The 15,009-nt window shown below is 63.8% G+C and carries 16 protein-coding genes and 1 tRNA gene; 10 read left to right on the top strand and 7 right to left on the bottom strand.

Annotated features, from left to right (window positions below):
• Window positions 1–15 precede the first annotated feature (15 nt).
• Window positions 16–582 (bottom strand): BA14K family protein, encoded by a 567-nt coding sequence (locus AC0L28_RS08525; protein WP_287228640.1) that lies wholly within the window; start codon window positions 580–582, stop codon window positions 16–18.
• Window positions 583–845: 263 nt separating this feature from the next.
• Between AC0L28_RS08525 and AC0L28_RS08520 the strand changes: the two genes are divergently transcribed.
• Window positions 846–921: transfer RNA gene (locus AC0L28_RS08520), tRNA-Lys, on the top strand.
• 117 nt (window positions 922–1,038) lie between these two features.
• On the opposite strand, the gene dprA is transcribed toward AC0L28_RS08520, so the two are convergent.
• From dprA to AC0L28_RS08500, 4 genes are all read right to left on the bottom strand, one after another.
• Window positions 1,039–2,163, bottom strand: a complete 1,125-nt coding sequence (gene dprA / locus AC0L28_RS08515; RefSeq protein ID WP_128168131.1) for a DNA-processing protein DprA — start codon at window positions 2,161–2,163, stop codon at window positions 1,039–1,041.
• Window positions 2,160–2,747 carry a glycerol-3-phosphate 1-O-acyltransferase PlsY gene (gene plsY / locus AC0L28_RS08510; RefSeq protein ID WP_287376476.1) on the bottom strand — a complete coding sequence of 196 codons (588 nt, stop codon included), beginning with the start codon at window positions 2,745–2,747 and terminating at the stop codon, window positions 2,160–2,162. The genes dprA and plsY overlap by 4 nt, the downstream gene beginning before the upstream one ends.
• Window positions 2,748–2,893: 146 nt before the next feature.
• On the bottom strand, window positions 2,894–4,180 hold the full coding sequence (locus AC0L28_RS08505; protein WP_473476748.1) for a dihydroorotase: 1,287 nt from the start codon (window positions 4,178–4,180) through the stop codon (window positions 2,894–2,896).
• Window positions 4,177–5,142: an aspartate carbamoyltransferase catalytic subunit gene (locus AC0L28_RS08500; protein ID WP_128168134.1), complete on the bottom strand. Its 966-nt coding sequence runs from the start codon at window positions 5,140–5,142 to the stop codon at window positions 4,177–4,179. Before AC0L28_RS08500 ends, AC0L28_RS08505 begins: the two co-directional genes overlap by 4 nt.
• A 158-nt stretch (window positions 5,143–5,300) precedes the next feature.
• On the opposite strand from AC0L28_RS08500, the gene AC0L28_RS08495 reads away from it, so the two are divergent.
• The gene (locus AC0L28_RS08495; RefSeq protein ID WP_473476746.1) at window positions 5,301–6,929 is read left to right on the top strand and encodes a DNA alkylation response protein; all 1,629 of its coding nucleotides are present in this window, start codon (window positions 5,301–5,303) and stop codon (window positions 6,927–6,929) included.
• Between the two features lie 487 nt (window positions 6,930–7,416).
• Window positions 7,417–7,728, top strand: coding sequence for a DUF6105 family protein (locus tag AC0L28_RS08490; protein WP_128168136.1), 312 nt, complete (start codon window positions 7,417–7,419; stop codon window positions 7,726–7,728).
• Here AC0L28_RS08490 and ruvX read toward each other — a convergent pair.
• A complete protein-coding gene (gene ruvX, locus AC0L28_RS08485) occupies window positions 7,695–8,180 on the bottom strand; it encodes a Holliday junction resolvase RuvX (protein ID WP_128168137.1) in 486 nt (161 codons plus the stop codon). The two genes, AC0L28_RS08490 and ruvX, sit on opposite strands and share 34 nt — an antisense overlap.
• A 100-nt stretch (window positions 8,181–8,280) precedes the next feature.
• Here ruvX and AC0L28_RS08480 point away from each other — a divergent pair, with 100 nt between their 5' ends.
• From AC0L28_RS08480 to AC0L28_RS08460, 5 genes are all read left to right on the top strand, one after another.
• A complete protein-coding gene (locus tag AC0L28_RS08480) occupies window positions 8,281–8,988 on the top strand; it encodes a metal-dependent hydrolase (RefSeq protein WP_473476743.1) in 708 nt (235 codons plus the stop codon).
• Window positions 8,989–9,026: 38 nt separating this feature from the next.
• Window positions 9,027–9,443: a hypothetical protein gene (locus tag AC0L28_RS08475; RefSeq protein WP_128168139.1), complete on the top strand. Its 417-nt coding sequence runs from the start codon at window positions 9,027–9,029 to the stop codon at window positions 9,441–9,443.
• Between the two features lie 92 nt (window positions 9,444–9,535).
• Window positions 9,536–9,823, top strand: a complete 288-nt coding sequence (gene gatC / locus AC0L28_RS08470; RefSeq protein ID WP_128168140.1) for an Asp-tRNA(Asn)/Glu-tRNA(Gln) amidotransferase subunit GatC — start codon at window positions 9,536–9,538, stop codon at window positions 9,821–9,823.
• Window positions 9,824–9,830: 7 nt separating this feature from the next.
• On the top strand, window positions 9,831–10,289 hold the full coding sequence (locus AC0L28_RS08465; protein ID WP_023801201.1) for a GNAT family N-acetyltransferase: 459 nt from the start codon (window positions 9,831–9,833) through the stop codon (window positions 10,287–10,289).
• Complete coding sequence (locus tag AC0L28_RS08460; RefSeq protein WP_128168141.1) at window positions 10,289–11,854, top strand: amidase; 1,566 nt, start codon at window positions 10,289–10,291, stop codon at window positions 11,852–11,854. The genes AC0L28_RS08465 and AC0L28_RS08460 overlap by 1 nt, the downstream gene beginning before the upstream one ends.
• A 188-nt stretch (window positions 11,855–12,042) precedes the next feature.
• Here AC0L28_RS08460 and AC0L28_RS08455 read toward each other — a convergent pair whose 3' ends face one another.
• Window positions 12,043–12,798 carry a DUF599 domain-containing protein gene (locus AC0L28_RS08455; RefSeq protein ID WP_023801203.1) on the bottom strand — a complete coding sequence of 252 codons (756 nt, stop codon included), beginning with the start codon at window positions 12,796–12,798 and terminating at the stop codon, window positions 12,043–12,045.
• Window positions 12,799–12,959: 161 nt separating this feature from the next.
• Between AC0L28_RS08455 and AC0L28_RS08450 the strand changes: the two genes are divergently transcribed.
• Both AC0L28_RS08450 and AC0L28_RS08445 read left to right on the top strand, forming a co-directional pair.
• Entirely contained in the window at window positions 12,960–14,363 is a 1,404-nt protein-coding gene (locus tag AC0L28_RS08450) for an L-serine ammonia-lyase (protein WP_128168142.1), read from the top strand.
• Between the two features lie 122 nt (window positions 14,364–14,485).
• Entirely contained in the window at window positions 14,486–14,923 is a 438-nt protein-coding gene (locus AC0L28_RS08445) for a DUF1489 family protein (RefSeq protein WP_023801205.1), read from the top strand.
• The last annotated feature ends 86 nt before the right edge of the window (window positions 14,924–15,009 follow it).

Raw genomic sequence — 15,009 nt, 5'->3', positions numbered from 1 at the left:
TCTGCCCCTGGCTTATCAATAGGGCGAGATGCACTGCCGGCGGGGGCCGTAGTAAGGCTTAAACGTGTTGTCGTAGGCCCGGTAAGATCTGTAGCGGCTATAGCACCACTCCACGTGGGCATCGCCGCGATAGATGCGGCGGCTCTGGTTGTTGATGATCGCGCCGGTGATCAGCGCGCCGGTAGCGAAGGCCGCCAGCGGGAACCAGTAGTCGTTGTAGCGACGATAGCCAGGACGATAATAGCGATAGCCGCGATAGCCGCGATAGTACCTGAAATCGTCGTTACCGGCGAAACGACGAAAATCGCGGCGGGAAAAATCGCGGCGGGAGAAATCGCGACGGAACTCGCGGCGAGAAAAATCGCGACGGAAATCACGGCGAGAGAAATCGCGACGGAAATCGCGACGCGAGAAATCCCGGTTCCTCCACCTCCACCGTTCATCCTGAACTGTCTGGACATCCGACGAGACGTTCTGACCCAGCGGCACGTAGATGGGCTGGGCGTTGACGGGCACGATCTGCGCTACAGCGAATGATGCTGACAGCACGGTCGCCAGCAAGCCCGACATGATCCTGTTCATGGCCTTCTCCTTGATAGCGTCGTCCCTTGTAGCGATAAAAACGGGCAGGTTGCGCAATTGTTCCGCGAAGAATAGCAAGCTGCTGATTCGTAATGCGTCTCGGCTTTTGTGCGAGACAGCCACTCCGGTCTTGTCGAGACGGTTTGCGAGGCGTCAGCAGACCGCGAAAAGTCCGGCTCGCGAGGCCTCTTTTTCCGGTTGACCGTTCGAGACACTCTCCCTATGTTCCGCGCAATTTCGAGGGCGGCATCCTGAGCCCGCGGGAGCGCGTAGCTCAGCCGGTAGAGCAACTGACTTTTAATCAGTAGGTCCAGGGTTCGAATCCCTGCGCGCTCACCACTTTTTTTCTGAAAATCAACAGGTTAGCGTTCCTGTTCCCGGTCTAAAGCGAGATGCTTCATGACGCCTTGGGTTTTCCAGCGGCGTCGAGCCAGGTTCTCTCAAGAATCGTCTCGATCACACCAGCGAGACATTGCCGCCGGCGTGGCGCTCCAGCCGGCCGGCTAAGTCGAGTTCCAGCAGCACCATGAAAACCTGGGCGGGATGCAGGCCGGTGTGGCGGATGATTTCGTCGATCGCCACCGGCGTTGGGCCGAGCGCTTCGATGACGCGGGCGCGGTCGTCTTCGCCGGGTGGCGGTGTTGCCGAAAAGTCGGGCGGCTCTTCGAGCAGCGGCGTTCTTGGCGCCAGTTTGCCGACCAGCGGCGCGATCGCAGCGGTAATGTCCGCTGCTTCGGTGACCAGGGTGGCGCCGTCCTTGAGCAAGGCGTTGGCGCCGGCGGCGCGCGGATCGAGCGGCGAGCCGGGGACGGCGAAGACCAGCCGGCCCATCTCGCCGGCAAGCCTGGCGCTGATCAGCGAGCCGGAGCGCAGCGCCGCCTCGACCACGACCAGCCCCAATGCCGCACCGGCGACAAGGCGGTTGCGGCGTGGAAAATCCTGGGCGCGCGGCTGCCAGCCGAACGGCATCTCTGAAATGATGGCACCGCCGCGCTCGGCAATCTCGTTGCACAATGCGGCATTCTCGGGCGGGTAGGGCAGGTCGAGGCCGCCGGCCAGCACACCGATCGTGCCTGACGCAAGGCTGCCCTGATGGGCTGCCGTGTCGATGCCGCGCGCCAGGCCGGAGACGATGCCGAAGCCGTCGCGGCCGAGTTCGGCGGCGAGCGTCCGCGCCATCTTGATGCCGGCCAGCGAGGCGTTTCGGGCGCCGACTATGGCGACCGCCGGCAGCCGGAACACCGCGCCTTCGCCCTTGACCGCGAGCAGCGGCGGCGGATGGTCCATGCTTTTCATCAGCGGCGGATAGTCGGCCTCGCCAATGCCGACGAAGCGGGCGCCGGCGCGCCGTGCGGTCTCCAGTTCCGCCTCGGCCTCGGCCACCGTCGGGATGCGGACGGCCTTTCTGGCGCCGCCCGAAACCATCAGCTCGGGCAGCATCTCGAGCGCCGTCTCGGCCGAGCCGAAGCGGTTGATCAGGTCGCGAAAGGTGGCCGCACCGACATTCGGCGTGCGGATCAAACGAAGCCAGCTCAACCGCTGCCGGTCGCTGAGCCGCGTCCCGGCGGCGCGCTGGCTCACTCCCTGGCTCCGATCTTGTTCTCAGTGCCGGCCAGCAGCCGGGTAATGTTGGCCCGGTGTTTTATGATGGCGATCAGGCTCATCAGCGCGAACAGCCCGGCAATCTCGGGCGTGCTGAGGACATAGAGCGCGATCGGCACGACGATTGCTGCCGTCAGCGCCGCCAGCGAGGAATAGCGGAACAGGAAAGCCATGGCCAGCCAGACGACGGCAAAGATCAGCGCCACCTGCCAGCCAAGAGCGATCAGCACGCCGAGATAGGTGGCGACCCCCTTGCCGCCCTTGAAACCGAGCCAGACCGGGAAGAGATGGCCGAAGAAGGCGCCTAAGCCGGCCCAGAGCCCGAGCTCCGGGGCAAAGTAACCGGCGATCAGCACCGCCGCCGTGCCTTTCAGCGCGTCGAGCAGCAGCGTGGCGGCAGCCAGGCCCTTGTTGCCGGTGCGCAGCACATTGGTGGCGCCGATATTGCCGGAGCCGATGTTGCGGACGTCGCCAAGGCCGGCGGCACGGGTGATCAGGAGGCCGAACGGGATGGAGCCGAGCAGATAGCCGAACACCAGCGCCAAGACGATGCCGTAAGCCATTGTTCCCCCGGATATGCCCTAAAGCGCGTCGCGTTTGACCGGCCTGATGCGACGCGCTTTAGGTTGCTGTTTTATGCATGTCGTTATCGCAAAACCGCTGCGCACCCTCGGGTCAGGCCCGAGGGCATGCTTTTGCGCGACATGCATTAGGCCGAAAACACTGTGCGGCCCGCCACCATCGTTTGCAAGACCTTGCCCTGCAGCCGCGCGCCTTCGAAACAGGTGTTTTTCGAGCGCGAACGGATGCCGCTTTCGCTGACGATCCATGGCTCGTCGAGATCGACCAGCGCAAGGTCGGCGACCGCACCCGGCTTCAGCGTGCCGCCGGGCAGGCCGAACAGTCTTGCCGGCGCAGTGGACAACGTCTCAACCAACCTGAGCAGCGTCATATCGCCATTGTGGTAGAGCCGCAGCGCCGCGCCGAGCAGCGTTTCCAGTCCGATGGCACCGGCCGCGGCGTCGGCGAAAGGCAGCCGCTTGGTGTCGACGTCCTGCGGGTCGTGCGAGGATACGATGATGTCGATCGTGCCGTCCTTGACCGCCTCGATCATCGCCAGCCGGTCCTCCTCGGCGCGCAGCGGCGGCGTCAGCCGGAAGAAGGTGCGGTATTCGCCGACATCGTTCTCGTTGAGCGACAGATTGTGGATCGAGACGCCTGCTGTGACTTTGGCGTCGTCGGCCTTGGCCCTCGTTACCGCGTTTGCCGCCATCGCAGTCGAAATCTTGGCCGCGTGATAGGCGCCGCCAGTCAGCCGCGCCAGCGCAAGATCGCGCTCCAGCGGAATGGACTCGGCCTCGCGCGGAATGCCGGCAAGGCCGAGCCAGCTGGCATAGAGGCCTTCGTTCATGACGCCTGACGAAGCGAGGTCGGCGTCCTGGGTTTCATGCGCGATCACGCCGCCGAAATCGCGCGCATAGGTCAGCGCACGGCGCATCACCAGTGCGCTTGATATGGTGTGCCGGCCGTCAGTGAAGGCGATCGCGCCGGCCTCGCGCAGCAGGCCGAATTCGGTCATCTCGCGGCCTTCGAGCCCCTTGGTGATCGCCGCCGCCGGAAAGATATTGACGACGGCAGTGTCCTTGGCGGTGCGCAGCACGAATTCGACCAGCGCGACATTGTCGATCACCGGGTCGGTGTCGGGCATCATGACGATGGAAGTCACGCCGCCGGCCGCCGCCGCCACGCTGGCCGAAGCGATGGTCTCACGGTGCTCGCCGCCCGGTTCGCCGATGAAGACGCGCGCATCGATCAGGCCGGGAATAATTGCCTTGCCGGCGCAGTCGATGACATTAGCATCTTGCGCAGCGCCCTGGTTCAAGGCCGCCTTGCCGGCAGCGACGATCTTGCGGCCCTCGACAATGACGGTGCCGACCTCGTCAATGCCGCGCGACGGATCGATGATGCGGGCCCGGCTGAACACCGTTGTGCTCATGCGCCGCGGCCTTCATAATTGCGGCGGGGATCGAGCAGCGCTTCCATCACCGCCATGCGAACGGCAACACCCATCTCCACCTGTTCCTGGATGACGCTCTGCGGACCGTCGGCGATTTCCGAGGCGATCTCGACGCCGCGGTTCATCGGGCCGGGGTGCATGACCAGAGCGCCGTCCTTGGCCGCCTTCAGCTTCTCGGCGTCGAGGCCGAAATAGTGGAAATACTCACGCACCGAAGGCACGAAGGCGCCTTCCATGCGCTCGCGCTGCAGCCGCAGCATCATCACCACATCCGCGTCCTTGAGCCCTTCGGCCATCGAACGGGTGACGATCACGCCCATTTTCTCGATGCCGGCGGGCAAAAGCGTCGACGGCGCCACGACGCGCACCTGCGCGCCGAGCGCATTGAGCAGCATGATGTTGGAACGCGCCACGCGCGAATGCAGGATGTCGCCGCAGATCGCCACGATCAGCTTCGACAGCGGGCCCCTGGCGCGGCGGATGGTCAGCGCGTCGAGCAGCGCCTGCGTCGGGTGCTCATGGGCGCCGTCGCCGGCATTGATCACCGAGCAACCGACCTTTTGCGCCAGCAGCGCGGCGGCACCCGCCGACTGATGGCGGATGATCAGGATGTCGGGATGCATGGCGTTCAGCGTCATCGCCGTGTCGATCAGCGTCTCGCCCTTCTTCACCGAAGAACTGGCCACCGACATGTTCATGACGTCGGCGCCGAGCCGTTTTCCGGCCAGTTCGAACGACGATTGCGTACGGGTCGAAGCTTCGTAGAACAGGTTTATCTGGGTGCGGCCACGCAGCGTCGAGGCTTTCTTCTCCGACTGCCGCGAGATCGCGACCGACCGGTCCGCCCTGTCCAGCAAAAGCTCGATGTCGGCGGGGGAAAGATCGCGGATGCCCAGAAGATGGCGGTGGGGGTAGAGTGGCAGGGACGAAGCGTCGGTCATCTCAAGGCGCTGCTATAGGGTGGAGGACCTTTGGCTGCAAGCACCAGCTTTGGATTGCGGCCTTTCTCCCCGGTATTTTCGTCGCGCTCGTTGCGCGGCTTGGGCTATATCTAGCTGATGGCTTCGGATTCGTGGCCTTGTGATGATAAGGACAGTGTGTGACCGACGACGTGACGAACCAGCCGCCGCCGCTGGCCGGCGGCAACGCCTGGCGAGGCGATCCGTTGCTGATCCAGCTTGCCGAGCGTTTTTCCGATCCGGTGCGCAAGGATATCGATGGGCTTGGCCGTTTCGTGCTGACGCAGGAGGCGCAGGAACTGGCCCGCCTCGCCAATGTCGAGACGCCGAAGCTCAGGACCCATGACCGCCAGGGCAGGCGCATCGATCTGGTCGAGTTCCATCCAGCCTATCATGCGCTGATGCGCCGGTCGGTGGCGAACGGGCTGCATTCGTCGGTCTGGGAAAATGGCGATGCCGAGATCGGCCGCCGCCATCAGGTGCGCGCCGCCCGTTTCTACCTGACGGCGCAGCTCGAAACCGGGCATCTCTGTCCTATCACCATGACCAGCGCCTCGCTGGCAGCGCTGATGGCAAGCCCGAAACTGTTTCGCGAATGGGCGCCGCGGGTGACGACACGCAAATACGACCAGAGCCAGAAGCCGCCGGTCGAAAAAGCCGGGCTGACGCTCGGCATGGGCATGACCGAGAAGCAGGGCGGCACCGACGTCCGCGCCAACGTCACCAGGGCCGAGCGCGCCGGCAGCAGCTTTTATCGGCTGACCGGCCACAAATGGTTCATGTCGGCGCCGATGTCGGATGCGTTCCTGGTGCTTGGACAGGCGCCGGAAGGACTGTCGTGCTTTCTCGTTCCCCGCATCCTCGGCGATGGCTCGGGCAACGGCTTCCGCTTCCAGCGGCTGAAGGACAAGCTTGGCAACCGCTCCAACGCCTCGTCCGAAGTCGAGTTCGTCAATGCCATCGGCGAGATCGTCGGCGAACCCGGGGCAGGCGTCAAGACGATCATGGATATGGTGACGCTGACCCGGCTCGACTGCGCGATCGGCTCGTCGGCGATCATGCGAGCCGGGCTGGCCGAAGCCGTCCACCACACCCGTCACCGCCAGGTGTTTGGAACCAATCTGATCGAGCAGCCGCTGATGCAGCGCGTGCTGGCCGACATGGCGCTCGACGTCGCCGCCGCCACCGCGCTGTCATTCCGACTGGCGCGCTCTTTCGACGAGGCGGCCGGCGACCGCGGCGAGGCGGCTTTTGCGCGCGCCATGACGCCGGTCGTCAAATACTGGGTCTGCAAGATCGCACCGCCGCTGCTCTATGAGGCGATGGAGTGCCTCGGCGGCAATGGCTATGTCGAAGAGGCGCCGCTCGCCCGCTACTATCGCGAAGCTCCGGTCAACGCGATCTGGGAGGGATCCGGCAACGTCATGGCGCTCGACGTGCTGCGCGTGCTGGGGCGTGCACCCGGCCTGTTCGAGGAGGTGCTGGCCGGCATCGATCGCGATCTCGGCGCCGGCGGGCGCGGCACCGTCGGTGTGCTCAAGGCAGCAATGCAGGTCGCGGCAACCGATGAGGGCTCGGCGCGTCTGCTCACCGAGCAACTGGCGCTGTCGGCGGCGGCGGCGGAGCTTCGCAGGCTGGGGGCAGGGCGGATCGCCGACGCCTTCGTCGAGACGCGCCTCGCCGGCCAGTGGCGCAACACCTATGGCATGCTCGATTCACGCCATGACGCGCGCATGATCATCGACACGCTGTACCCACCGGTCACCTGAAGCGACTTCGGCAAGGTTTCTCGTCGTTTGTCGCGCCGCTAGATGATTGCGAGAGCACAGGGGCGCCGTTGATCGATGGTACGACTTCGAGCAAAAAGCCACGGAAGAAGCGTTGAAGACCTGGTGCGCGGATAACGACATCAAGGTCAGCAGCTGAAGTTGAGGTATCAAGCGTCTGGTGGTGTCAGGATCGTTCCGATGACTGGCCCAGGGCCTATTGGGGAGCGGGCGAAATCCACGTCCAAGCCACGGTATCAGGCGAGATAACGCTCACCGCCGCTGTGGATGACCGTTAACCTTAACAAATGGTTTCCATTGCAGCGGCAGGCCGCAAAGCCCACTGTCCTGTCTACGGAAGCAGGAACGCTATGCGGCATATATTGAGCTCCTCGATGGCGAAGGCGGCGGCGCACAACTCGGCGCTCTCGCGCATTTCAGGCAGCCTGGACGCGACCTTGTGGCCGGACACGAACTTGAGGGACCGCTGATGCGCACCTTGTTCGCGCTATGGGCGACGCCGCTCGCCTTATTCTGGGGCTGGTTCTTCCTGTCGCTCAACGACATCAATTTCGGCTACGTCATGCTGAGCCGCCAATTGCATGACCTCGTCTTCCAGCTCTATGGCGAGATGCTTGGCATCGATCCGGCGCTCATTCCGGGCATGGTGGCAAAGGCCTGCATCCTCGACAGCCTGCTGCTCATGGCGTTTTGGGCGTTTCGCCGACGCCGGGTGATCGGTGGCTGGATCAGGATAATGCGCGACCGCTATTTCGACCAGGCGTCGACGCCGAGCGTCTGAAGCCGGTCGAGCGCGCCCTGCAGAATGAAGGCCGCCGCGGCCGAATCGATCTTGCCGGCGCGTTTGCGGCGCGAAAAATCCATCTCGATCAGCGTCCGCTCGGCCGCCACCGTCGACAGCCGCTCGTCCCACAAAACGAAGGGCAGGTCGGTCACACCAGCCATGTTACGGGCGAAGGCGCGGGATTTCTGGGCGCGCGGGCCTTCCGACCCGTCCATGTTGACCGGCAGGCCGAGCACCACGGCCCCGACATTCTCTTTCTCCAGCAAGGCGAGCAGCACTGCGGCATCCAGCGAGAATTTCCTGCGCATGATGACGGGACGCGGGTGGGCGAAGGCAAAGCCCCTGTCGGAAACCGCCACGCCAATCGTCTTGTCGCCAAGGTCGAGCCCGGCCAGCGTCTTGCCGCCGCCGAGCCGCGCCGGCAACTCCTCGATGGTGATGATGCTCAACGGCTTTCCTCGGACCATACGCCGCAAAGGACGCTGTGGGACTTTAATTCCACTGCCGGCGTTCTATCCTTTGGCGAAGCAAAAATCGAGGAAGGCATTCATGAAACTGACCTGGTACGGACATTCCGCGTTTCGCGTCGAAACCGCCGAGGCGAAAATCCTCATCGATCCCTACCTGATCGGCAATCCGTCATGGACGGGCGGCTGGGAAGAGCCGGCGGAAGGGGTCACGCATGTTCTGTTGACCCACGGCCACAGCGACCACATCAGCGGTGCGCTCGAAGTGCTCGGGAAAAGCGGCGCCATGCTGGTCGCCAATTTCGAGGTCTGCATGTACCTGGTCGGCAAGGGCGTCAGCGACAAGAAGATCAATCCGGGCAATATCGGCGGCACGATCGATTGCGGCGGCTTCACCACCACCTTCGTCCAGGCGCTGCATTCCTCGTCGTTCCCGGGCGATGAAGGCCAGAACACCTATCTCGGCAATCCCGGGGGCCTCGTGCTGCATTTCCAGGAAGACAAGACGCTCTATCATATGGGCGACACCGACATCTTTTCCGACATGGCGCTGATCAACGAACTGCACGAGCCGAAGATCGGCATCGTGCCGATCGGCGACCGCTTCACCATGGGCGGCGCGGTGGCAGCCCTTGCCTGTCGGCGCTTCTTTCAGTTCGAGACGGTCATTCCCAGTCACTTCGGCACGTTTCCGATCATCGACCAGACCGCCGACAAGTTTGTCGCGGGGCTGGAGGGTGCCGGCGTGAAGGTGGCGTTGCCGGAGATCGGCGGGACGATTAGCTTGTAGAAGACGCTAGGTATAAGGGGCCAAAATGGAGTGAAAACATGGTTTTGAGGGGCTTTCTTTTCATTTCTGTTCTTTCTGTGGCCTCCCCGGCTCCCGCCGCGGAGGACTTCATCAAAGGCGTCTATCTCCAGTCCGATGAGCTTTGTACGCAGGCCAAGAAGTACACACTGGAGGCGCTGATCGACGCCGGCAACATCGTGCTCTCGGCGCGTGGCCTGCAAAGCGTCGAATACGATTGCGAGTTCCTTCAGATCAGCAAGGCGACGCTATCGCCGAGTTGGGCGGTGACAGCCATATGTCAGGAGCCGGGACATGTCTTTCCGGACGTTCTCTCCGTAACGCAATTGAGCCCGAAGCAGATCGATCTGGTTTCGGTCCGACCTGCGGAAGACGAAAGCGAGGCGAGCGGCAACAGCGGCAGCTTTTTCCTCTGCGACGGTGTGGCCCTGCCATAGACCTTCTGGCTGAGTTCTCGGCACGATGCATGTTGCGCGGCACGCGCCGCGCCGCTATAGCGCGGACTGGTTTTCCCGAGGCACAAGCAAATATGTCCGTTGATCTGCAGACAGTGAAGCGCGTCGCGCGTCTCGCCCGCATTGCGGTGAGCGAGGCGGATGCCGAGCGCATGACCGGCGAGTTGAACGCCATTCTCGGCTTTGTCGAGCAGTTGAACGAGGTCGACGTCGCCGGCGTCGAGCCGATGACGTCGGTCATTCCGATGGAGATGAAGAAGCGCCCGGACGTCGTCACCGACGGCAGCAAGGCGGCCGACATCGTCGCCAACGCACCGGCGACCGAAGAGAATTTCTTCCTCGTTCCGAAGGTCGTGGAGTAGCGGGCCGATGGCAATCGAGATCGCCATCGAAACGCCGCTGCAGGACGACGTGCGCGGGCTGGTCAAGGAGCTCAACGACACGCTGCTGGAACTGACGCCGCCGGAGCACTGCTCCCACATGACCGTCGAGCAGATGGCCGACAACGACACGACTGTCTTCATCGCTCGTGACAACGGCCTCGCCATCGGCTGCGGCGCGCTGAAACGCCATGACGGCGCCGTCGGCGAGGTCAAGCGCATGTACACGCGGCCTTCGCATCGCGGGCAGAAGATCGGCGCCGGGATCGTCGAGCGAATCGAGGCGCTGGCGCGCAATGAAGGACTGAAGCGTCTGGTGCTGGAAACCGGCGACCGCCATCCGGCTGCGTGGACCGTCTATGAACGCGCCGGATTTTCGCGCTGCGGCCCGGTGCTGGACTATCCCGATTCCGGGTGGTCGGTGTTTTACGAAAAGAGCCTTGCCTGATGAGCGACCTGACCCACCTGACGATTTCGCAGGCCCGCGCCAAGCTGCGCGCCCGGGAAATCACCGCAACCGAGATCACCGAAGCCTATCTCCAGGCAATCGAGCGGGCCAATCCGGCGCTCAATGCCTATGTCGTCGTAACCGATGACAAGGCGCGCGACATGGCCAGGGCCTCGGACGCAAAGCTTGCGAAGGGCGAGGGCGGGTCGCTCGAAGGCATTCCGCTCGGCGTCAAGGACCTGTTCGGCACCGAAGGCATCCACACCCAAGCCTGCAGCCATGTGCTGGACGGCTTCAAGCCGCACTACGAATCGACCGTCACTGCCAATCTGTGGGCCGACGGCGCCGTCATGCTCGGCAAGCTCAACATGGACGAGTTCGCCATGGGCTCGTCCAATGAGAGCTCCTACTACGGCCCGGTCGTCAATCCATGGAGGCGTTCGCGCGTCGACACGATGGTGATGCCGACCACGCATCAGGGCGATGGCGGTTTTGTCTCGGCCGGCGGCACCAGGACCGCGCGTACGCTGGATAACGCCCAGCTCGTGCCGGGCGGCTCGTCGGGTGGCTCGGCCTCCGCCGTTTCGGCGTTCCTGTGTGCCGGCGCCACCGCCACCGACACCGGCGGCTCGATCCGCCAGCCCGCCGCCTTCACCGGCACGGTCGGCATCAAGCCGACCTACGGCCGCTGCTCGCGCTGGGGCATCGTCGCCTTCGCTTCGTCGCTCGACCAGGCCGGTCCGATCGCCCGCGACGTGCGTGACGCCGCGATTCTCTTGAAATCCATGGCCTCGGTCGATCCGAAGGACACCACCTCGGTCGACCGCCCGGTGCCGGATTACGAGGCGGCGATCGGCAAGCCGATCAAGGGCATGAAGGTCGGCATCCCGAGGGAATACCGCGTCGACGGCATGCCCGACGAGATCGAGGCGCTGTGGCAGAAGGGCATTGCCTGGCTGAAAGATGCCGGCGCCGAGATCGTCGACATTTCGCTTCCGCATACCAAATATGCGCTGCCGGCCTATTATATCGTCGCGCCCGCCGAAGCCTCGTCGAACCTAGCCCGCTATGACGGCGTCCGCTACGGGTTGCGCGTGCCGGGCAAGGACATCGTCGACATGTACGAGAAGACCCGCGCCGCCGGCTTCGGCCGCGAGGTCAAGCGCCGCATCATGATCGGCACCTATGTGCTCTCCGCCGGCTACTACGACGCCTACTATCTGCAGGCGCAGAAGGTGCGCAACCTCATCAAGCGGGATTTCGAAAATGCATTCACTGCCGGCGTCGACGTCATCCTGACGCCGGCGACGCCGTCGGCGGCCTTCGGCATCGCCGACGAGGACATGGCCGCCGACCCGGTCAAGATGTACCTCAACGACATCTTCACGGTGACCGTGAACATGGCCGGACTGCCGGGCATCGCCGTGCCCGCAGGGCTCGACGCCAAGGGCCTGCCGCTCGGCCTGCAGCTCATCGGCCGGCCGTTCGACGAGGAAACCTTGTGCCAGACCGCCCATGTCATCGAACAGGCTGCGGGTACGTTCCAGCCGGAAAAGTGGTGGTAGTGTCGTCTCCCACCTGAAGGGGTGAGGGATGTTCTAACATCTTTCCAAGGTCTTCTGGCTCCTCGTCCAGCCGTTGAATCTGGCGATCCGCACCTCCGGCAAGGAAGGCATCGGCCTGTCTCGCGACGATCCCTTCGTTTCGCTGCAGCTACCAGCACGGCGGTCCGCGAATGGACCGGGCTCGTCGCCTACCGGCTGTCGGGCCGCATCGATCGGCTTTTTCCCGGACCGGGTGTCGGCTCGGGCGGCTGACCAATCACGGCTTGCCGCGCCGCCGAGAAGAACTGGCGACGCACCAGAACCGCCAGCAACAGCAGCGTCGACAGCACGAATACTTTTGGGTCGACGAACCAGCCGAGATAGCCGATCGAGAAGAACACGCCGCGCATGCCGGAATTGAAATGTTTTCCGGCCAGCATGTTCATGCGCGCCGCCCGCCATACCGCCGTCTCGCTGACCGGGTTGCGTGAAGCCTCGCCGTGCGGGATCGGCACCGCACCGATCAGAATCGAGCAATAGTTGAACAGCCGGTAGGCCCAGCCGAACTTGAAAAAGGAATAGGCAAGGATCAGCACCAATCCGAACACCTTCATCTGAAAGGCGGAGCGGGACGACGTCGCGCCGAGCGGCAGGTCGCTCAGCACCGAAACAACCTGATCGGAGGCGCCGAGCAGGGCAAAACAGCCGCCGATCGCAATCAGCGAACTGGAGGCGAAGAAGGCGGTTCCCTGTTGAAGGCCGGCCATGATGGCGGTGTCGACAATGCGGACCTCGCGTTCGGCCATGTTCCGCATCCAGGCTTGACGCTGGACGTTCATCGCCGTCGTCAGCGACATGCGCCTGACCAGCTTTCCGTCGGAGGCGAGCGTATGCAGCACCCACACGAAAACGAAGAAGGCAAGCGCAACGAGGTCTGCCGTCGACAAATGGAAGGAATCGCCCATGCAACCCTCTTACCACAAGCGGTGGCGGCGCTTCGATGGCGGAACGCAACGATGTCGCTGCCGGAGCAAACAAGGTCGGCAGGTGCAGCGCCGCAATCTTCGAAAGAGCGGAAACATCACAGGAATTCCTATATATAGATTCCAACAGGAGAGAGCGGCGCGTGTTCCTTTCGGTTTTCGACCTGTTCAAGATCGGCATTGGACCATCGAGTTCGCACACGATGGGACCGATGACGGCTGCGCGGCGTTTTCTCGACGAGGTCGCGGGAGATGACTGGCCACGCCCGGTCGGCGCCAAGGTCGACCGCATCGCCGCCAGCCTGCACGGCTCGCTTGCCTATACCGGCATCGGCCATGGTTCAGATCGCGCCGTCGTGCTCGGGCTTGCCGGCCAGACGCCGCAGACGGTAGACCCCGATCAGGCGGACGGCATCGTCGACCGCATCGCCGCCGAGAAGCGGATTTCGCCGCCCGGCCATCCGTCCTATCGCTTCGACCCGGCGACGGATCTGGTGCTGGATCGCAAGACGCCGCTTTCCGGCCACGCCAACGGCATGGCTTTCTCTGCCTATGATGCCGACGACCGCCTGCTGCTCAAGCGCATCTACTATTCGATCGGCGGCGGCTTCGTGGTTTCCGAAGAAGAGCTGCAGCGGATGAAGGCGAAGGGCTCGGTGACGACGGAAGGCAAAAACGTTCCATACCCCTTCAAGAACGCTGTCGAGATGCTGTCGATGGCCGCGAAAAGCGGTCTTTCCATCGCCGACATGAAGCGCGTCAACGAAGAGACGCAGATGTCGCGCGAAGAGCTCGACGCCGGCCTCGACGGCATCTGGAGCGCGATGAAGAGCTGCATCGAGCGCGGCCTGTCGCAGGACGGCATCATGCCGGGCGGCCTGAAGGTGCGCCGACGCGCGCGACAATTGCATGACAAGCTGCAGGAGCAGTGGCGGCAGAACCGGCCCAATCCGCTGCTCGCCAACGACTGGCTGTCGATCTATGCCATGGCGGTGAACGAGGAGAACGCCGCCGGCGGGCGCGTCGTCACCGCGCCGACCAATGGTGCTGCAGGCACGCTGCCGGCGGTGCTGCGCTACTGGCTGCATTTCCATCCCGAGGCCGACCAGCCGAGCATCCGCGATTTCCTGCTGACCGCAGCAGCGGTCGGCGGCATCATCAAGACCAACGCTTCGATCTCGGGCGCCGAGGTCGGCTGCCAGGGCGAGGTCGGTTCGGCCTCGGCGATGGCGGCAGCGGGGCTGTGCGCCGTGATGGGCGGCACGCCTGAGCAGGTCGAGAACGCCGCCGAGATCGCGCTTGAGCATCATCTCGGCATGACCTGCGATCCGGTCGGCGGGCTGGTGCAGGTGCCTTGCATCGAGCGCAACGCGCTCGGCGCCGTCAAGGCGGTGACTGCCGCGTCGCTGGCCATCAAGGGCGACGGCGTTCATTTCGTGCCGCTCGATGCCGCGATCGAGACCATGCGCCAGACCGGCCTCGACATGAACGAGAAATACAAGGAAACCAGCCTCGGCGGACTGGCCGTCAATATCGTGGAATGCTGAGCCAAACCTTGCACTGTGGATTGGCGCCGTGGAGAACAGCGGCACTGTGGAGAAAGTCGGCACTGTGGAGAAAGTCGATTGGGCCAGTTGACGCCTTCGCGCGCCGGACTAAACCTTGATCCATGTCCCTCAATCTCATAAAGCTCTGCGTTGGCTGCGACAGCGTCGAAGATCTCGAAGAGTGGATCGCGTTCCGCCTCGACGAACGGCGGCGCGCCGGTGAACCGGTCGAGCACTACCACACCACCCGCATGACGCCGACGCGCAGCGCCGAGGTCACCGATGGCGGTTCCCTCTACTGGGTAATCAAGGGCAACGTGCAGTGCCGCCAGTTGATCACCGAAATCCGTCCTTTCACCGATGACGAGGGTATCGGCCGCTGTCACCTGATCCTCGATCCCGCGGTCGTGCCGACTGAATGGCAGCCGCGCCGCGCCTTTCAAGGCTGGCGCTATTTGAAACCGTCGGACGCACCGGCCGATCTCTCCAAGGGCAAAGCGGGATTGGTCGAAATGCCGCCGAAACTCAGGCGCGAGCTTGCCGATCTCGGCCTTCTCTAGGAAGGCCCCAAAATTCAAAGCTGCGGTGATCGCCGGCCCTCCAGATAGCCTCATGCTGGGCTTGCAAGCTGTGCGACAACGCCACA

The sequence above is a fragment of the Mesorhizobium sp. WSM4847 genome, assembly GCF_055811335.1.
Note: the sequence above shows the minus strand (reverse complement) of the source record. Positions and strands in the feature narration are given on the sequence as shown.